The following is an 18,938-nucleotide window of genomic DNA, read 5'->3' as shown; positions in this document are numbered from 1 at the left end:
GCCTACTTCCCGCCCACCAGGTAGGCCGGGGTTCGCGCCAGATCGGCCAGGTCGTCGGGTAGTTCGGGTACCTGCACGCCGTATGCCGCGGCAAGGTCGACGGGGGTCGATCGCCGCACCGTCCAGCCGCGATCGGTCAACCACTGCGCCGGATCGGCACGCTCGTCGTCGTAGAACAACTGCGCGACGTCGATTCCGCCGAATGCCTCGTTGCCGAAGTACTTGTCCCGCAATGCAATGAACCGACGAATGTCGGCGCTTCCACCGAAGCCGTCGACGGCGATGCGGCTGCCCGCGGCCGACAACTCGTCGATCCGGGTGAACAGGGCGTCGTGCGCCGGGCCCGGCAGGTAGGGCAGCAACCCCTCCGCCGACCATGCGGTCGGACGTTCCGAGTCGAAACCGGCGGCGACGAGCGCTGTGGGCCAGTCGTCGCGGAGGTCGACGGCGACCGGCCGCCGATCGGCCTTCGGTCGGGCGCCGTGCGCGCCGAGCACCTCGGCCTTGAATTCGAGGACCTTCGGCTGATCGACCTCGAACACCGCCGTCCCCGCCGGCCAGTCGAGGCGGTACGCCCGGGCGTCGAGCCCGGCGGCCAGGATCACAGCCTGCACCACCCCGCCGGCTGCGGCGGACAGGAAGTGCTCGTCGAAGAACTTCGTCCGAAGGCCCATGAATCCGGGGAAGAAGAACGGCAGATCCTGCAGCGGCGACGGGTCTGCCAACAGTCCGGTGAAGTGCGGGTCGCCGGCGGCCTCGACGAACCAGCGCGCGTACTCGTCGGTGATCAGGTTGTCCGGGCGCTCGGTCTCCAGCGCGCGAAAGGTCGCCACACCCAACGCGGTGCGGCCCACACCGCTCACGATGTCCCACGAATCCCCGTCGGCTCGCATCGACCCCGGCACCTCCAGTTCCGACGCCCCGAACACTACGCCACCGCGCGATCACCGCTCCGGGTCGATTCAGTGATCCAGTTCGACCGAAGCTGGGCCGACAGGGCGGACACCGCGCGTGACCTCGCGTCCCGGCCTGTCAGCGCAACCCGTGCGCGCGAACCACCTCAGCCCCGATGCGCAGCACGGCTCGACGCGGCGCGGGCCCTGCCGGCACGCCTGCCTCCGTTCGGCGAGGCGTACTGACCGACCAGGCTGGGCGTCCGGGCGTGCCCGTAGACATGTGGCCCGCACCAGCCCGGGTCCACCCAGACCGGCTGCTGCAACCGCACGCATTTCTCGTCCGGCCTCTCCTCGCGCCGGAGCCGCACGCTGTCGTGAACCCGTGCACCCGGACCCGGCTTGCGGCTGCCGCGCCCCACGAATGCCCACAACCACGACATCCGGTGCACCTTGCCGACGGCGTCACCGGCAGTCACGGTGGGCAGTTCGCGTAGCTCGTGCCGCTCACGCAGGAGCAGGCCGTGACGGTACGCACCGTCCAGCATCCACATCAGCGAGATGTCGGCGAGCCTGTGGTCGTCGGAGAAGCCGCCGCCGACGTCCGAGTGCACACCCGAGAACCACACCTCGTCGATCCGGGGATTGTCGACCCGGTACAGCCGGTACGGACGGCGCTTCTCGTCGAGCGAGACGGCGTGGCGGCCGGCCCGCACGTTCTTCAGGCGCCGGGTGCTCTCGAACCGCAGGGCCCGCCGGAATATCCCTGGCGCACTGACCGTGTCCCACACCCCGAGGTAGTGGACGGGAACCGAGAAGCGGCCCTTGCCCGCGCCGTCGACTGCTCGACAGACGGTACTGGAGAACTCCTTGGCCTCCTCGCGGTCGTCGACGGTCCAGGCGCGGCGACGCGAGTATGCAGCGATCGCATACTGCACCAGATTCTCGGACGACGGCCGGGGAATGCCGATCCGGTGCAGCATCCCGGCCAGCGCCCGCGCCGTGAACGCACCCCGGCTGAACCCGAACAGGTAGATCCGGTCACCGGGTTCCCAGTGGTTCATCAGGAAGGTGTAGGCCTCCGCCAGGTTGGTTTTCACCCCGACACCGAAAGCCAGTCCGAGCATGCGAGACCACCACCGCCCGATCGCGGTCCATGCGCCGGCGGACGAGAAGGTGCCGACGCCGGGGTCGTAGTACACGATCTGCCGGCCCGCGGTGTTCTCGAGCGCCCGGAACAGCCTGATCACGTTGGTGTTCCCGGAGGCGCGGATGCGATTGCCGGTGCCGTCGAGACAGATGACGATGTTCTTTCGGGGAGCGACCCCCGGTGCCGGTCCGCCGCGATCGGGACCGTCGGTACCGGCGCATCCGGACATCTTCGGGACAGGATTGTTCTCCCGCATGACTTCGCCTCCCTGGCCACGGCCGCTGGGTCGTCTCGACGCTATCGGCGGACGTGGCGGTGGAAACGAGTAGTGGACTACCCGAGTTCCGGCGGCACCCGTACCCGGGTGTCGGGGACCCAGATGTCGGGGGTCAGTCCGCGGGCGCCACGTCCACCGTCCCCTCGGTGCCGTCGGGCGCGACCCGTTCGAGGATCAGTCCGGCCTCGTCGACGTCCACCCGCACGGTGTCGCCGCCGGAAACGGCCCCGCCAAGCAACAGGTTGGACAGTTTGTTGTCCAGTTCCTTCTGCACGGTCCGCCGCAGCGGCCGGGCACCGAAGCGCGGTTCGAAACCGGTGTCGACGAGCCAGTCGACCGCGCCGTCGGTGATGTCGAGTTCGACGTCCTGGGCGCGCAGCAGCCGCCGCGTCCGGTCCAGGATGAGCCCGACGATCTGGTGCAGCTGCTCCTTGTCGAGGCGGTGGAAGACGACGGTCTCGTCGATCCGGTTGAGGAACTCGGGACGGAAGTGCGCGTGCAGGCGTTCCATCAGCTGCGGCATCAGCGCCTCGAGATCGTCGCTGTCGGCGCCGAGGATCAGGTCGGAGCCGAGGTTGCTGGTCATGATCACGATGGTGTTCTTGAAGTCCACCGTGCGGCCCTGCGCGTCCGTCACGCGGCCGTCGTCGAGCAGCTGCAGCAGGATGTTGAAGACGTCGGGGTGCGCCTTCTCCACCTCGTCGAACAGGATCACCGAGTACGGCTGCCTGCGCACCCGATCGGTGAGCTGACCGGCCTCCTCGTAGCCGACGTACCCGGGCGGGGCGCCGACGAGCCGGGAGACGGTGTGCTTCTCCTGGAACTCGCTCATGTCGAATCGGATCATCCGGTCCTCGTCGCCGAAGACCGCGTCGGCGAGCGCCTTGGCCAGCTCGGTCTTGCCGACACCGGTCGGGCCGAGGAACAGGAACGACCCGGTTGGCCGGTTCGGGTCGGCGAGACCGGCGCGGGCCCGTCGCACCGCCTCCGCGACCGAGGTGACGGCCTCCTCCTGCCCGATCACGCGGGCGTGCAGCACCTCCTCGAGCTTGAGCAGTCGCGCGCGCTCCTCGCTGGTGAGGTCCGCGACCGGGATGCCGGTCTGGCGGGAGATCACCTCGGCGATGTCGACGACCTCGACCTCCGGGGTCGCGCCGGTGGCCGCCGCGCCGAGCGACTCCTCCTGCTCGGTGATCTGCTTCTTGAGCTCGTTCGCGCGCTCGTAGTCCTCCGCGGACACCGCGGAGTCCTTCTCCCGCCGCAGCCGCGCGAGTTCGTCCTCGGCGGACCGGGTGTCGGCGTCCGGCGTCTTGGTGCGCAGCCGCACCCGGGCACCGGCCTGGTCCACCAGGTCGATCGCCTTGTCCGGCATGAACCGGTCGGTGATGTAGCGATCCGACAGTTCCGCGGCCGCGACCAGCGCTTCGTCGGTGTAGTGCACCTGGTGGTGTTCCTCGTACACGTCGATCAGGCCGCGCAGGATCTCGATGGTGTCGTCGACGGACGGTTCGGAGACCATCACCGGCTGGAAGCGCCGCTCGAGCGCGGCGTCCTTCTCGATGTACCGGCGGTACTCGTCGATGGTGGTGGCGCCGATCGCGTGCAGGTCGCCGCGGGCCAGGGCCGGCTTGAGCAGGTTGCCCGCATCCATCGCCCCCTCGCCGCCCGCGCCGGCCCCGACGATGGTGTGCAGCTCGTCGATGAACACGATCAGCTCGTCCGAGTGCTCGCGTACCTCGTCGAGGATCTTCGTCAGCCGCTCCTCGAACTCGCCGCGGTACTTGCTGCCCGCGACCAGAGATCCGACGTCGAGCGCGATCACCCGGCGGTCGGCGAGGGTGGACGGCACGTCGGCGTTGACGATCCGCTGCGCGAGCCCCTCCACGATGGCCGTCTTGCCGACTCCCGGATCGCCGATCAGCACGGGATTGTTCTTGCGGCGCCGGGACAGGATCTCGACGGTCTGCGCGATCTCGTCGGCGCGGCCGACCACCGGGTCCACCCGTCCCTCCCGCGCCTCGGCGGTCAGGTCGCGGCCGTACTCGTCGAGGGTCGGGGTGGTGCTCTGCGCCTGCGCCCCGGCCGTGGCGGCCTCGAGCTTGGCGCCGGCCAGCGCGCGCGCCGCCGGGCTCTCCGGGTTCGACGCGATCCCGAACAGGATGTGTTCGGGACCGATGTAGCTGATCCCGGCCTGCCCCGCCTCGCGTTGCGCGGTGCGCAGCGCCAACTTGGCCGCCGGGCTCAGCGTGATCTGTCCGTCCCCCGCGCCGTCGCCCTTCCCGATCGCGGCCTGCATCTGCTCGGCCACCGTGTCCGGGTCCAGGTTCAGTCCGCTGATCACCCCGCGGGTCGGGTCGGCCAAGGTCGCGGCATAGAGCAGGTGCTCGGGCGTGATCTCCGGGTTCCCCCAGTCGTCGGCGGCCTGACGGGCCAGTGCGACAAGCTGTTTCGCGTCGTCGTTCAGCAGCCGCCCCAGGTCGACGCGCTGCACGGGTGATCGGGGCGCGGATCCGGAACCGAAGAATCGGTTGAAGATGTCGTCGAACGGATCGCGCGAATGGATCCAACTGTCGGTCATCGCATACCTCGACTGTCCGGGTGCGGCCGGAGCGGCCGCGTGCGTATCGGGCCGTCACCCATCATCACGCAGCCGCGGCCGCCCCGCACCCGAACCGTGCCGCCCGGCGGCCGCCGACTCAGCCGAGCGCGCGGACGGTGAGGATCTGGTTGGCCTGCCCGATCGGGCCGTGCCGGTCGTGCAGGACGCTGGACGTGAGCCCGTGCCCGTCGGGCCCGAAGGTGACGGTGGTGTCGAGGCCGACCCAGTCCCCGCGCGGCTGCCGGGCGAAGTGGATGGTCAGGTCCAGGTTCGGGAACATCCATTCGGTGGGCGGCTGGCGCACCGCGATCCCGTTGGCGGTGTCGACGAGCGCGACGTAGCGCGCCAGCGCCCCGACCGGTTCGTCGGCGACGAGCGCCGTCGACGTGGAGATCCAGGCCGTGGTGCGGCCGGGCTGCGGCGCCCCGACGGTCCGCACGTCGAGGGAGGCGATGAATCCGCCCGGCCACAGGTCCGACATCGGCCAGGTCGGCAGTTCCTCCGGCGGGGTCAGTGCCTGCGAGGGGCCTCCTGCCACCGCGGCGGTGTGGGCCGTCCGGCGGCGGTCACGGTCGCCTCGAGGAGTTCGATGGTGCGACCCGGGCGCAGCACCTCGACGGCGATGTCGAAGTCCTCGATCGCCAGCACGCCGAGGATGTCGATGCTGATCCGTGCGATCTCCAGGTCGTCGGCTCCACGGGCCGCGACGAAGCGGTCGATCGCGTGCACGATCAGCCCGTTCAGCGGGCTGATGTGCTGTTCCGCCTCGGTCCACGCCCCTCCGGTCAGCGCGGTCGGGCGGTAGCGGTGGTCGTCGACCCTGACGAAGTAGCCGGCAATGCTCACGATCCAATTGTGACCAATCTCGATTTCGGGACGTGCCGGGGTCTCGTCGGGTGTCAGACTGAACCTCGGCCGGCCATGACACGAACCGCGACGGTACGGAGACGGCAATGCGCGGAGACGGCAATGCGCGGAGAAGGCGATGCTGACGACACATCCGGGACTGATCGTGGGGTCCGTCGTGGACATGGCCGGGGTGGCGCGGGCGAAGGCGATGCCCGGTGATCGGCTCGACGACTTCGTCACCGCGGGCGCCGGCGCCTCGGTCTGCTGGATGGTGTTCTGCGCGGACAATCACCTCGCGTTCACCGAGAACCTGTCCGTGGTCGGGGACCTGCGCCTGCGGATCGACCGGGACGACCTGCGCGACCTCGGCGCGGACACCTGGTGGGCACCGGCCGACCTGACCGACCAGGACGGCGCGCCGTGGGGCGGATGCCCGCGCCGGGCCCTCGAAACCGCCGTCGGCGTGCTCGGCGAGTCGGGACTGGACGCGCTGATCGGGCACGAGCTCGAGTTCACGTTGTTCGGTGGCGACGATCCCGGAACCTGGTCCGCGTACGGACTCGATTCCGTGCTGCGCCGGAGGGACTTCATCGCTGATCTGCAGGCCGCGGCGGATCGGGCGGGACTGCGCATCGAACAGGTGCACGCGGAGTACGGTCCGGCCCAGTTCGAGGTGTCGTTGCCACCGGCCGCCCCCGTCCACGCCGCCGACCAGGCGGTCCTCGCCCGCATCCTGATCTGCCGGGCGGCACGCGCTCACGCGCTGACGGCGTCGTTCTCCCCGATGCCGACCCCGGGAGGCGCCGGAAACGGCGCCCACCAGCACCTTTCACTGAGCCGGGGCGGCGTGCCGCTGTTCTCGGGCGGCGACGGCCCGCACGCGCTCACCGACGAAGGCTGCCACGCGCTCGCCGGCCTCGTCGCGGTGCTGCCCGACTTCATGCTGGTGCTGTCCGGGTCCGCGCTCTCCCACCTGCGGCTGCGCCCGAACAGCTGGGCGGGGGCGCACTGCTGCTGGGGGCTGGAGAACCGGGAGGCGGCGGTGCGGCTGTGCGCAGACACCCCGGGAAATCCGCACGGCGCCCACGTCGAGGTCAAGCCGATCGATCCGTCCGCGAACCCCTATCTGGCGTCCACCGTGTTGCTCGGTGCGGTGCAGACCGGTCTGACCGAGGCGTTGCCACTGCCTCCCGAGGTGACGATCAATCCGGCCCGGTTGAGCGACGCGGAGCGGGCCGGCGCGGGGGTGACGCTGCTCCCCACGAAGCCCGCGGACATGCTCGGCAGATTCACGGACTCACGGCTCGCCGATCAGCTATTCGACCCGTTGATCCACGAGGCGCTGCGTGCCGTCCGCGGGTACGAGCTCGCCGAATACCGGAACCGGCCCGTCGACGAGGTCGCCGAGCGGCTCCGCTACGCGTGGACCGCGTGAGTCACTGCGCACCCCAGCTGGCCTCGAAGGTGTAGATGCGGCAGCCGCGCATGTTCGCGGCCCCGACGACGTTCAGTGCGCGATCGTGATCGCCCTGCATTTCGAGGTTGTTCGCGAGTTGCGCCTGGTCGGAGCAGTAGCCGACGAGCTGATTGTCGTCGGGCGGATTGCTGACGTACCGGTCGCCGGGCCCTGCTTTGGGGGGTGCCGTGGCGGCTTCGGCGGACGTGGCGGGTCCGGCGACGAGGAGGGCGGTGGAGGCGAACGCGACGAGGACGAACGCGGTGGTACGACGGATCATGGAACGACCCCTCCCGATGGGACCGAGGGAAGACAGGTCTCATCCTCCCCCGATCCCCACCCCCGCACCAGGGTGAAGCGTCAACTCCCGCCCCGATCGGGACCGGCCTGCCGGGCTCAGTGGGCGACCGGGCATCCTCCGGTGAAGTCGACCTCGAGTTCCTTGATGCCGTTGAGCCACCCGGAGCGCAGTCGCTTCGGGTCGCCGAGCCTGGTGATGTCGGGCATGTGATCGGCGATGGCATTGAAGATCAGTTCGATCTCGAGACGCGCGAGATTCGCGCCGATGCAGAAGTGCGCCCCCGTTCCGCCGAATCCCAGGTGCGGATTCGGATCGCGGGTGATGTCGAACGTCAGCGGATCGTCGAAGACCTCCTCGTCGAAGTTCGCCGACGCATAGAACATGGCGACCCGGTCCCCCTGCCGGATCCTCTGGCCACCCAGCGTGGTGTCCACCAGCGCCGTCCGCTGGAACGCCGTGACGGGGGTCGCCCAGCGCACGATCTCCTCGACCGTGGTCGGCGGCCGCTCCGCCTTGAACTTCTCCCACTGGTCCGGGTTCTCGAGGAACGCGATCATTCCGTGGGTGATGGCGTTCCGCGTCGTCTCGTTGCCCGCGACCGCGAGCATGAGGACGAAGAACCCGAACTCTTCCGCGCTGAGCGCGTCACCGTCGACGTCGGCCTGCAGGAGCTGGGTGACGATGTCGTCGGCCGGACACCGCTTGCGCTCCTCCGCCAGCTGGTACGCGTATCCGAGAAGCTCCATCGAGGCGGCCTCGGGTTCACCTTCGAAGTCGGGATCGTCGTAGCCGGTCATCTGGTTCGACCAGTCGAAGACCTTGCCACGGTCCTGTTGCGGAATACCGATCAGCTCGGCGATGGCCTGCAGTGGAAGTTCGCTCGCGACGTGGGTGACGAAGTCACCGGCGCCGGCGGAGAGGGCCTCGCTCACGATCCCGGCCGCACGCTCGGAAAGCGCCGCCTTCAGGCTGTTGACGGCTCGCGGTGTGAAGCCTCGCGCGATGATCTTGCGCAGTGCCGTGTGCTCGGGTGCGTCCTTGAACAGCATGATGTGCCGCAGCTGCTCGACGGCGTCACGGGGCATGTCGTCCTCGAAGCGCGGAATTGCGGTGTTCTCCCAGGTGGAGTAGACGTCGCTGTCGCGTGACACCTCCTTGACGTCCTCGTGCCGGGTGACGACCCAGTAGCCGTTGTCCTGGAACCCGCCGGTCGTCGGCGGCTGCGGGCACCACCAGACGGGAGCGGTCCGGCGGAGCTCGGCGAACTCGGCGTGCGGCACGTGCGTCGCGTAGATGTCCGGGTCGGTGGGATCGAATCCTGCGGGGATGGTGGGCACCGACTCCGGTCGGGTGGGCACCGACTCCGGTCGCATGGGCACCGACTCCGGTCGCATGGGCACTGACACTGGGCGCTCCTTTGTCGTCGCTGGTGTGTCGAAGCCTTCCAACCGGGCATGCCCCGCGGTTTGGTCTACTTGTCCAACCGCCGTCTCACGATTTGTGCGGTCGGCACACCGGGGTCGGGCTCGACCCCGAAGGTGTCGAAACAGTCGAGTGCCAGTTCGAGGTGCAGGGCTCGGCGCTCGATCCGCTGACCCAGACGTTCCTCGATCTGCTGCATCCGGTACCGCACGGTGTTCTTGTGCACGCTCAGGCGCCGGGCAGCGGCCTCCAGATTGCCGGGGTTGCTCAGCACGGCACGCAATGTCGCACGAAGTCGCACGGACACGTCGTCGTCACCGGTCAGCCCGGTGAGCTCACGGTGGACCAGTGTGTTCAGCGCGTCGGGCCGGGCGGCGAGCATGGCGACCAGCTCGACCTCGCGGTAGGTGGTGACGGCGCGGGGTCGTCGCGCTCGCGTCGCGATGTCCTGCGCCGCGAGCGCCTCTCGGTGCGTCCGCCGGAATCCGTCGATGCCCTGCCCCGGTCGGCCCGTCGCAACCCGCACACCCGGCGGCACCAGGGTGGGATCCATCGCGGGTTCTTCGCCCTCCCGGGTGATCAACCACGCCCACAGCCCTCGTGAACCCGATGGGACGCAGAGCGTTTCGGTCGCGGATGCGGCGCGGGCGAGCCGGAGAAGCAGCGGTTCGAAGATCCGGGCGTCGAACGAGATCGCGTGCTCGGTCGTCCACAACGCCACCGCGGTGTGGACCCGGTGCACCGGATAGCCGAGCCGCGCGGACGCCTCCGGCTCGCCGCTCAGGCTGCCGTCCAGGATCTCGCGGACCGTGTTCACCCGCATCGAGAAGGTCCCGCTGAGCATCCCCTCCCGTTCACGGGTGTACGTCGCCGCCAACTCTTCGAGCATCGAGTTCATGACCTCACTCGTCTGCTCCCACATCATCACCACGAGCCGAACCTTGAACTCCGCAGGCACGTCCGCATCGTCGACGAACGCCGTCACGAAGCGCCACACCGCGCGGTGGCCGGCGTGATACAGCTGGGAGAGAACGCGCAGCTCGAGTCCACGACGCGCGATCGTCCGGGCCAGCGAATGCGCCTCCTCCGCGACGGGAACGGACCGCCGCGCCGCGCGCTGCCCGATCGAGAGGAACAAGCGGAACTGGCTGCGAACGGCCAGATGGAGGTCCCGCTGAACGTCGGCATCCGTGGACAGTTCCGGAACGTCCGCACCCATCGACGTGGCGACATCGTCGATGAACGCCTCGAGGTCGGCGCGCGAAAGGCTGTCCGCGACATAGGCGCGCATCCACTCGCCCACTTCTGCCGTGCTCGGTGACTCCATCCGTCCCCCAGCCGATCAGCTGCTGCTTGGCTCTTGCCCTGACTGCCCGCCCACAGTAGCCCTGCACCGGCGAGGCGATGGCGGAGATGGCTCAGCGGTTCCTCCACGAGCGCGTCGAGGAACGATGGGTTCGGGCGTCACACGCCGGGTCGAGCCGATGCAGGCCGGGCGGGGCGCCGGGCGGGGCGGCAGCAGTCCACCGCGCACAGACCGCCGTTGACTCCGGCGCCGTACAGCGGCTCGGTACCGAGGCGCCGGGCGGGCGCACCGGTGGTCTGCTCGGCGACCAGTTCCGCGACGAGTCGCGCGAACCGCGGATCGGTGCCCGGGGTGCCGGCGCGGACGAACCCGAGACCCAGTTCCGCCGCCTTGTCCCGTGCCTCGGTGTCGAGGTCCCAGATCACCTCGAGGTGGTCGGAGACGAACCCGACCGGGCACACGATCACCGCGTCGGCGCCGGACGTCGCGACGGTGTCGAGGTGGTCACAGATGTCCGGCTCGAGCCACGGCACCTGCGGCGGCCCGGACCGCGACTGCCACACCAGGTCGTACTCGCCGACGCCGACCGCCGCCGCGCACAATCGTGCGGCCTCGGCCACCTGCCGACTGTAGAGCCGGCCGCCGTCCGCGGGCGGACCGCCGGTTGCGTCCGCCGCCACCGGCACCGAGTGCGCGGTGAACACCAGCCGGGCGCCGTCCCGCTGCTCGGCGGGCAGGTCGGCGCGGGCGGCGGTGATCGCATCGGCGAAGGCCGCGATCAGCAGTGGATGGTCGTAGTACTGACGCAGTTTCGTCAGCTCCGGCGCCCCGTCGACCGCGGCGCGGGCACGGGCGACGTCCTCGTGGTACTGCCGGCACCCCGAGTACCCACCCCACGCAGACGTCGGGAACACCAGCGCCGAGCGGACACCGTCGTCGCGCATGCGAGCGACGGTGTCCTCGGCCATCGGATGCCAGTTGCGGTTGCCGAAATACACCGGCAGTTCGGTTCCCGCAGTCGCGAATTCGGCCTCGACCGCGGCGATGATGTCGCGGTTGAGCGCGTTGATCGGCGACACCCCGCCGAAGTGCAGGTAGTGCTCGACCACCTCGTCGAGGCGTTCGGGCGGCACTCCCCTGCCCCGGGTGACGTTCTCGAGGAACGGCCGGACGTCGGCGGGCTTCTCGGGACCACCGAAGGAGAGCAGGAGCAGGGCGTCGTAGGTCATCGAAATCGTCAGGCGGTCACAGGTTCTCGGGCAGCCAGGTGTTGTGGCTGGCTCCGCCGTCGACGTAGATGATCGATCCGGTGGTGGCGGGCAGCCAGTCCGACAGCACCGCGACCACGGACTTCGCGACCGCGGTGGGATCGTTGAAGTTCCAGCCGATGGGCGACGCGGCGTCCCAGTACTCGTTGAGCTGGTTCATCTTCTTGGCGTCGTCGGTGGCGGTGCCGGCGATGGCCTTCGCGGCGAGGGTCTTGATGGGACCTGCGGCGACGAGGTTCGAGCGGATCTTCTTCGCCTCGCCGACCTCACGCGCGACGTAGCGGTTCACGGACTCGAGCGCGGCCTTGGCCACACCCATCCAGTTGTAGTACGGCATCGCGGTGCGCGGATCGAAGTCCATGCCGACGATGGAGCCGCCTTCGTTCATGACCGGCAGCACGGCGCGGGCCAGCGAGGCGTAGCTCCAGGCGGAGATCTCGAACGACTTCGCGACGTCCGGGCCGGGCCCCTCGAGGAACGGCTTGGCTTCGGGCCCCATCAGCGTCTTGGGCGCGAAGGCGATCGAGTGCAGCACGCCGTCGACGCCCTCGGGGGCAACCTCGCGGACGCGGTCCGCGAGCGCGGCCAGGTGCTCTTCGTTCGTGGCGTCCAGCTCGATCGCCGGCGGCACCGGCTTCGGCAGCCGCTGGGCGATCCGGTCGATCAGGCGCAGCCGGTCGAACCCGGTGATGATCACCTTCGCGCCCTGCTCCTGCGCCATAGCGGCCGCATGGAACGCGATCGACGCGTCGGTGATGATGCCGGTGACGAGAATTGTCTTGCCTTCGAGCAGTCCGCCCATGGTTGTACTCCTCCTGGTGTGAAAGTCGTTGCGTGCGAGAGGGGATCGAGCCGGGTCAGTGCCCCATGCCCATGCCGCCGTCGACGGGAATCACAGCGCCCGACACGTACGCGGAGTCCTCCGAGGCGAGGAAGCTGACCACCGCGGCCACGTCCTCGGGCTTGCCGAGTCGCTGCAGCGGGATGAACTTCTTCGCCGTGTCGCGAAGATCCTCGGAGAGTTCGGCGGTCATGTCCGTCTCGATGAAGCCGGGCGCGACGACATTGGCCGTGATCGATCGCGAGCCGAGCTCGCGGGTGACCGAACGGGCCAGGCCGATCACGCCGGCCTTCGAGGACGCGTAGTTGATCTGCCCCGCCTGACCCGCGAGACCGACGACGGAGCCGAGGAAGATCATCCGGCCCCACCGGCCCCGCAGCATCGCCCGGTTCGCGCGCTTGGCGCACCGGAACGCACCGGTCAGGTTGGCGTCGATGACGTTGGTGAACTGCTCCTCGGTCATCCGCATCAGCAGGGTGTCGTCGGTGATGCCTGCGTTCGCGACCAGCACCTCGACCGGGCCCTGGTGCTCCTCGACCTCGGTGAACGCCCGGTCCACCGATTCGGCGTCGGTGACGTCGCACTGCACGCCGAACAGTCCGTCCGGCGCACCGGAACCACGATGGGTGACCGCCACCTTGTGACCGTCCGCGGCGAGACGCTGGGCCACCGCGAGGCCGATGCCCCGGTTGCCTCCGGTCACGAGCACGGAGCGGGACGGGGTGGACGCGTTCGACATTCGATAAACCTATCTGTTGGGTGTCAGGGTCTTCGTCTTGCGGGTCTGTGGCGTTACGGCGATCGGCCGGCAGCACATTGTGACAGCAGCGTGAGTGTCACGGCAGGCGTTGGCGCAGAACCAGAGCCGCGCCCAGGCCCGCCGCCGTGGCGAGCACGCCGAGCACCAGCCAGATCCGGCTCGCATCTCCGCGGGTGATCTCGAACCCGATCTGCTCCTCGAGGGTGTCGTAGACCTTGTTCAGTTCCTCGAGGCTCGACGCGGTGAAGAAGGTGCCGCCGGAGAGGTTGGCGATCTCGCGCAGGGAGGGATCGTCGACCGGCACCGCGATGCGCTCGTCGCCGATGTCGACTGTGCCGTACGAGGTCCCGAACGAGATCGTGGAGATCGGCACTCCCTGTTCCTTCGCCTGCCGGGCCGCCGTGTAGGCGCCGCGACGGTCGTCGGGACTGTCCGGCACCGTCTGCTTGCCGTCGGAGAGCAGCACGATCCGCGCCGGCGGTACCTGGTCGCCGCCGCCGAGGATCGCACCGAGGGTCTCGATGGACTGCAGCGACGTGAAGATGGCCTCACCCGTCGCGGTGCGCTCGGCGAGGGTCAGGTGGTCGATCGCCGCCTTGGTCTCCTCGCGGTTGACCGTCGGCGACACCAGCACCGAGGCGGTGCCCGCGAACGCCACCAGTCCGAGGTTGATGCCGGGGGTGAGTCCGTCCGCGAACTGTTTCGCGGCCTCCTGGGCGGCGGCGAGCCGGGTCGGTGCGACATCGGTCGACTTCATCGACAGCGACACGTCGATCACGAGCATCACGGTGGCCCGGTTCCGCGGCACCCGCTTGTCGGTGGTGGGCCCGGCGAGCGCGACGGTCAGCAACATGAGTCCGACGAGGACGAGCGCCGTCGGGAGGTGCCGCAGCCGCCCGGGCCGCGCCGGCGCGACCTTCTCCAGCATCTCCAGGTTGGAGAACCGCAGCAGGTTCCGGTGGCGGCGGCGCTGGGCGAGCACGTACCCGCCCGCCAGCGCGGCGACCACGAGGAGGAACGCCAGCCACCACGGCGACGCGAACTGGGTCGGGCTCACCGGCGCGGCACTCGATTCACCCGGGAACCATAACTGTGCCTGCGGGCGGCGACGAAGCGGACGATGTCCGCGATCCAGTCCCGGTCGGTCCGCAGTCCCAGGACCGGCGCCCCGCAGCGCCGCAGCGTCTGCTCGACCGTCTCGCGGTGCGCCTGCGCGGCCGCGGCGAAGTCGGCGCGCAACTGCGGGGTGGTGGTGAACTCGCGGGTGCGGCCGGTCTCGGGATCGTGCAACACCACCTCGCCGAGGTCGGGCAGTTCCAGATCCCGCGGGTCGAGCACCTCGATTCCGAGCAGGTCGTGCCGACCGGACACGGCGCGCAGGGAGTGTTCCCAGTCCAACGGGCCGAGGAAGTCGCTGATGACGACCGCGAGGCCCCGCCTGCGCTGCGGCCGGCGCAACGCCTCGATCGCACCCTTGAGGTCACCCCGGACACCGTCGGGGGCGTGCGGTGTGGTCGCGATCGTGCGCAGCATCGCCTGCGCGTGCAGGCGGCCGCCGCGGGCCGGGATCCGGACACTGTGGTGTCCGGTCGCGACGATCGCGCCGATCCGGTTGCCGCCACCGCTGGTCAGGTGGGCCACCGCCGCGGCGGCGGCGACCGCCAGGTCCCGCTTCTCCGCACCGGTGGTGCCGAAGTCGAGGCTCGCGGACAGGTCGACGACCAGCCAGGTCTCGAGTTCGCGGTCGGCGACGGACTGCCGCACGTGCGGGTGGGTGGTGCGGGCGGTGACGGACCAGTCCATCTGCCGGACGTCGTCGCCGGGCTGGTACATCCGCGCGTCCCCGGGCTCGGTGCCCGGCCCGGGGATCAGGCCGAGGTGCTCACCGTGCAACACCCCGTCGAGCCGCCGTCGCACGGTCAGTTCGAGCGTGCGCAAAGCCGCCGCCAGCTCGGGGTCCCGCAGTTGACCGGAACGCAGCGACGGCAGCGACGACCCGGTCGAGGTCGCCCCGGCGGAGCCGGGAGTGGTCACCGCGGTGCGCCCCCGACCGGCGCCGCCGGAGTGGCCGTGGGTTGCGGAACGGGCGCGGGTGCGACGGGCTGCGCGGCGACCTGCGGCAACCCGACGGTCTGCAGCACCCGGGTGATCACGTCGTCGGGGCTGACCTCGTCGGCGAGGGCGTCGTAGGACAGCACGAGACGGTGCCGCAGCACGTCCGGGACCACGTCGAGGATGTCCTGCGGGACCACGTAGTCGCGGCCGCGCAGCATGGCCAGCGCGCGCGCTGCGGAGATGATGCCGAGGGTCGCGCGGGGTGAGGCGCCGTAGGAGATCCAGCCGGCGACATCGGTGAGCCCGAAGGCGTCCGGGGTGCGGGTCGCGGCGATGAGCCGGACCACGTAGTCGACGAGCGCGTGGTGCACGAACACCCCACCGGCCGTCTTCTGCAGCCGGATCAGGTCGTCGGGGCCGAGCACCTGGCGCGGCTCGGGCGCGGCGACCCCCATCCGGTAGACGATCTCGCGCTCCTCCTCGATCGACGGGTAGTCGACGAGCACCTTGAACAGGAAGCGGTCCCGCTGGGCCTCCGGCAGCGGGTAGACGCCCTCGTTCTCGATCGGGTTCTGGGTGGCCATCACGAGGAACGGTTCGGGCATCGGGAAGGTCTTGCCGCCGATGGTGACATGCCGCTCGGCCATGACCTCCAGCAGCGCGGACTGCACCTTGGCCGGGGCCCGGTTGATCTCGTCGGCGAGCAGGAAGTTCGCCACGACGGGACCGAGTTCGATGTCGAACTGTTCGCGGCCCTGCCGGTAGATCCGGGTGCCGACGAGGTCGGTGGGCACCAGGTCGGGGGTGAACTGGACCCGGGAGAAGGAGCCGCCGACGACCGTCGCGAACGTCTCGACGGCCAGGGTCTTGGCGACGCCGGGCACGCCCTCGAGCAGCACGTGTCCCTTGGCGAGCAGGCCGACCAGAATCCGTTCGACAAGCCGGTCCTGGCCGACGATCACGCGCTTGACCTCGTAGATCACCTTCTCGAGCAGTTGCGCGTCGGACTGCACGCCGGACGCGGTGCCCGCACCCGCCGCGGCCCCGCCGTTGGCGTTCGCGGTGCCGCCGTCGGCCTTCGCGGTGTCGCCGCTGCTCGCCGTGCCGCCGTCCGCGCCCTGTGACGTCACCAAGAATCCACCGCTTTCCACTCCCCCGAATCCGGCGGTGTGCGCCGGGTCAGGACACCATCCGGACCACGTACGGGGTCATGCCGTCCCAGCGCAGGGGCGAGATCTTCACGAACGATCCCGACTGCGGAGCTTCGAGCATCTCCCCGTTGCCAAGGTACAGCGCGACGTGCTGGCTGGCATTGGGCCCGTAGAAGACCATGTCGCCGCGTTTCATCTGCGAGGTGGGCACCTGTTCGCCCGCGGTGTACTGGTAGCCGGTGTAGTGCGGCAACGAGATCCCGATGCCGGCGAACGCGTAGATCATCAGGCCGGAGCAGTCGAACCCGACCTTGTTGAAGTCGCCGTAGCTGTCGGCGACCCCGCCGTCGCGGATGCCGAGCGTCGGCCCGTTCTCGTCGCCGCCACCCCACGCGTAGGGGACGCCGAGCTGGGACATCGCCCGGTCGATGGCGGTCTCGACTGCTGCGCTGCCGCTGATCGACGGCTTCGGCTTCGACGGCTTCGGTGTCGTCGGCTTCGTCGTCGTCGGCTTCGGCTTCGCGGTCGTCGTCGGCGTGGAGTCGGTGTCCGAGTCCGAGGTCCCCGAATCCGTGTCGGTGGACTCCGACGTCTCCGAGTCCGTGTCGGTGGACTCCGAGGTGTCCGTGTCGGTGCCGTCCGGCTCCGTGGCATCGGGATCGTCGGGCACGCTCCACGACGGGAGTTCGGTGGGATCGTCGTCGATCTGGGTGTGACTGCGCTGCCCCTCGGCCAGTGCGCGGGCGCGGTCACGCGCCGCCTGGTCGGCGGCGACGCGGGCGGCCGCCTGGGCCGACGCCTCCCGCGCGGCCTGCGCTGCCGCCGCGGCTGCGGCCTGCTCGGCCGCACGCTGGGTGTCCCAGTTGACGAACGCCTGCCGTTGGCTCTGCAGGCCGGCGACGTTGTCGCGGGCCGCGGCGAGCTGCGCCTCGGCGGACGCCTTCTGCGCCTCGACGGCCGCCTTCTTGCCCGCCTGCTCGGCCAGCGCTGCCCGCGCGACGGCGATCGAGTTCTCCGCGTCGGCCTTGCGTGACTCGGCCGCCGAGGCGGCGTCGTCGGCTCGCTGCTTCGCCTCCCGGGCCGCCGAGTTCTTGTTGGCCTCGGCGGTGCGGGCGCGCTGCAGTGCGTCCAGCACGGCGTTCTTGTTGGTCGCGAGCACGCGCATCAGCTGCGCGCGATCGAGAACGTCGCCGGGGCCCTGGGATCCGATGAACGACGCGAACGACGCGACGCCGGTGCCCTGCCGATAGGTGTTGGCGGCGAACTCGTCGAACCGGAGCTGCGCTGCGTCGATCTGTGCGCCCGCGTCCTTCAGCGCCTGGAGCGTCGCACCGACGGCGCCGGCGGCAGCACTCGCCGCGTCCCGCGCGTTCTGCAGGTCGACGAGCGCCCGGTTGACGTCCTCGCGCTTGATCGCGACCGCGTCGTCGAGTGCGCGGAGTTGCTGGTCGGCACTGGCGACCTCGTTGATGAGGGCGCCGACCTGGCCGACGCGTGCCGCCACGTCCGTGTCCGCCTGCTGCAACTGACCGTCGCTGGGGTTCGGTGGCGGCGGCGGCACCGCGCCCGCGACGCCCGGGTTGGTCGCAACCAGGGAGAGTGCGATGCCGAATCCGACGAGTACCTGCGCGCCGCGAGATCGCCTGCGCGAGAATCCGCGGCGGTGGGTGCCGCTCGGTGCCCTTCGCCTCACAGTTGTCTCCCTCGGTCCGCGACAGTCCCGGGAAGACGCGTGCCGAAGGCGACCACAGGACTGCTCACCCGTGGACTCCGGCGTGCAGGGGCCACTCTCGTGGCAACCCTGCCCACAGCGACACTTCTTCCCCAAAAGCGTCAATGGCACCGTACGACACTTCGCGCACTGACGAAACTTCAGTCACAAACGACACATGCGTAATTACACCGTACAAATGCCGCATGTAGTGGAGGGAATCGCCCGTAGCGTGAAACAGATTTACCGCGTGACGTTTTCGCCGATCGGCCCGGCGTGCCGAGCCGATTGCAGCTCGGCGCGAGTCGAGTCAGGACACCCGGCCCACGGACCGGAAATCCGGGCGGCCGCTCAGGAGTCCGCGTGGCCTGCGCCGAGGCGGCGGGTGCGGAGCATCCAGGTCGCGGCCGCACCACCGCCGACGACGAGCACGAGTGCGATCGTGATCAACCCGTACGGCGCGTCCGGCCGGATCACCGTGTCCAGGAACTGGTTCGCCGAGTCCACCGCGTTGCCCGTGTAGGCGCGATCCTGGGCGTCCTCGACACTCACCCGGGGCAGCGAATCACTGTAGGTCCCCACCCAGCTCGGGCTCAGCACCAGCACCGTGCCGCCGTCATGGACACCGACCTCGGTGGCGATGTCCCGCAACTGCGAGTCCCGCCCGGGGTTCTCGGCGAGCACGACGACCCGCAGGTTCAGGCCGTGCTCCTGCGCCCGTGCCACAACGGCTTGCAGTCCGGCCACGTCGTCGGAGGGCGCGGAGACGCCGTCGTCCGCCAGGTCCGCGAGGACGGTGTCGATGTCGACGCCCGGCGGAATGTCGGCGGGCGCCGGGAGGAACGCGATGGTGTGAGCGGCAGGCATCTCTCGTCCGGTGCATCAGGGGAATGGGCGGT

General features: G+C 70.0%; 17 protein-coding genes. 1 reads left to right on the top strand and 16 read right to left on the bottom strand.

The genetic code is table 11. The features are described from left to right. Nucleotides 1–2: 2 nt before the first annotated feature. From ACWDUM_RS20060 to ACWDUM_RS20040, 5 genes are all read right to left on the bottom strand, one after another. Nucleotides 3–893: a class I SAM-dependent methyltransferase gene (locus ACWDUM_RS20060; RefSeq protein ID WP_450135300.1), complete on the bottom strand. Its 891-nt coding sequence runs from the start codon at nucleotides 891–893 to the stop codon at nucleotides 3–5. A gap of 167 nt (nucleotides 894–1,060) precedes the next feature. After that, nucleotides 1,061–2,299, bottom strand: coding sequence for a DUF2235 domain-containing protein (locus ACWDUM_RS20055; RefSeq protein ID WP_450135299.1), 1,239 nt, complete (start codon nucleotides 2,297–2,299; stop codon nucleotides 1,061–1,063). 133 nt (nucleotides 2,300–2,432) lie between these two features. Beyond that, a complete protein-coding gene (locus ACWDUM_RS20050; RefSeq protein ID WP_450135298.1) occupies nucleotides 2,433–4,898 on the bottom strand; it encodes an ATP-dependent Clp protease ATP-binding subunit in 2,466 nt (821 codons plus the stop codon). 118 nt (nucleotides 4,899–5,016) lie between these two features. Then, a complete protein-coding gene (locus tag ACWDUM_RS20045; RefSeq protein WP_450135297.1) occupies nucleotides 5,017–5,457 on the bottom strand; it encodes a hypothetical protein in 441 nt (146 codons plus the stop codon). Next, nucleotides 5,430–5,765 carry an acyl-CoA thioesterase domain-containing protein gene (locus ACWDUM_RS20040; RefSeq protein WP_450135296.1) on the bottom strand — a complete coding sequence of 112 codons (336 nt, stop codon included), beginning with the start codon at nucleotides 5,763–5,765 and terminating at the stop codon, nucleotides 5,430–5,432. Before ACWDUM_RS20040 ends, ACWDUM_RS20045 begins: the two co-directional genes overlap by 28 nt. A gap of 139 nt (nucleotides 5,766–5,904) precedes the next feature. On the opposite strand from ACWDUM_RS20040, the gene ACWDUM_RS20035 reads away from it, so the two are divergent. After that, the gene (locus tag ACWDUM_RS20035; RefSeq protein WP_450135295.1) at nucleotides 5,905–7,203 is read left to right on the top strand and encodes a glutamine synthetase family protein; all 1,299 of its coding nucleotides are present in this window, start codon (nucleotides 5,905–5,907) and stop codon (nucleotides 7,201–7,203) included. 1 nt (nucleotide 7,204) lies between these two features. Here the strand turns inward: ACWDUM_RS20035 and ACWDUM_RS20030 are convergent, their stop codons facing one another. The 11 genes from ACWDUM_RS20030 to ACWDUM_RS19980 form a co-directional block, all read right to left on the bottom strand. After that, nucleotides 7,205–7,504, bottom strand: a complete 300-nt coding sequence (locus tag ACWDUM_RS20030; protein WP_450135294.1) for a hypothetical protein — start codon at nucleotides 7,502–7,504, stop codon at nucleotides 7,205–7,207. A 116-nt stretch (nucleotides 7,505–7,620) separates the two neighbouring features. After that, nucleotides 7,621–8,898: a cytochrome P450 gene (locus ACWDUM_RS20025; RefSeq protein WP_450135670.1), complete on the bottom strand. Its 1,278-nt coding sequence runs from the start codon at nucleotides 8,896–8,898 to the stop codon at nucleotides 7,621–7,623. Nucleotides 8,899–8,996: 98 nt separating this feature from the next. After that, nucleotides 8,997–10,274 (bottom strand): PucR family transcriptional regulator, encoded by a 1,278-nt coding sequence (locus tag ACWDUM_RS20020; RefSeq protein ID WP_450135293.1) that lies wholly within the window; start codon nucleotides 10,272–10,274, stop codon nucleotides 8,997–8,999. A 137-nt stretch (nucleotides 10,275–10,411) separates the two neighbouring features. Next, nucleotides 10,412–11,482, bottom strand: a complete 1,071-nt coding sequence (locus ACWDUM_RS20015; RefSeq protein ID WP_450135292.1) for a ferrochelatase — start codon at nucleotides 11,480–11,482, stop codon at nucleotides 10,412–10,414. Nucleotides 11,483–11,498: 16 nt separating this feature from the next. Further along, the gene (gene inhA / locus ACWDUM_RS20010; protein WP_450135291.1) at nucleotides 11,499–12,323 is read right to left on the bottom strand and encodes an NADH-dependent enoyl-ACP reductase InhA; all 825 of its coding nucleotides are present in this window, start codon (nucleotides 12,321–12,323) and stop codon (nucleotides 11,499–11,501) included. Between the two features lie 55 nt (nucleotides 12,324–12,378). Further along, nucleotides 12,379–13,101 (bottom strand): 3-oxoacyl-ACP reductase FabG1, encoded by a 723-nt coding sequence (gene fabG1, locus ACWDUM_RS20005; RefSeq protein ID WP_450135290.1) that lies wholly within the window; start codon nucleotides 13,099–13,101, stop codon nucleotides 12,379–12,381. Nucleotides 13,102–13,198: 97 nt separating this feature from the next. After that, the gene (locus ACWDUM_RS20000; protein ID WP_450135289.1) at nucleotides 13,199–14,179 is read right to left on the bottom strand and encodes a VWA domain-containing protein; all 981 of its coding nucleotides are present in this window, start codon (nucleotides 14,177–14,179) and stop codon (nucleotides 13,199–13,201) included. Then, nucleotides 14,176–15,156, bottom strand: a complete 981-nt coding sequence (locus ACWDUM_RS19995) for a DUF58 domain-containing protein (protein WP_450135288.1) — start codon at nucleotides 15,154–15,156, stop codon at nucleotides 14,176–14,178. The genes ACWDUM_RS20000 and ACWDUM_RS19995 overlap by 4 nt, the downstream gene beginning before the upstream one ends. Further along, nucleotides 15,153–16,307 carry an AAA family ATPase gene (locus ACWDUM_RS19990; RefSeq protein WP_450135287.1) on the bottom strand — a complete coding sequence of 385 codons (1,155 nt, stop codon included), beginning with the start codon at nucleotides 16,305–16,307 and terminating at the stop codon, nucleotides 15,153–15,155. The genes ACWDUM_RS19995 and ACWDUM_RS19990 overlap by 4 nt, the downstream gene beginning before the upstream one ends. 49 nt (nucleotides 16,308–16,356) lie before the next feature. Continuing rightward, nucleotides 16,357–18,021, bottom strand: a complete 1,665-nt coding sequence (locus tag ACWDUM_RS19985; RefSeq protein WP_450135286.1) for an NlpC/P60 family protein — start codon at nucleotides 18,019–18,021, stop codon at nucleotides 16,357–16,359. Nucleotides 18,022–18,390: 369 nt separating this feature from the next. After that, nucleotides 18,391–18,906, bottom strand: coding sequence for an Rv1476 family membrane protein (locus tag ACWDUM_RS19980; RefSeq protein ID WP_450135285.1), 516 nt, complete (start codon nucleotides 18,904–18,906; stop codon nucleotides 18,391–18,393). Between the last annotated feature and the right edge of the window lie 32 nt (nucleotides 18,907–18,938).

The organism is Rhodococcus sp. NPDC003322 (assembly GCF_053589555.1).
This window is presented reverse-complemented; position numbering and strand designations above follow the sequence as displayed.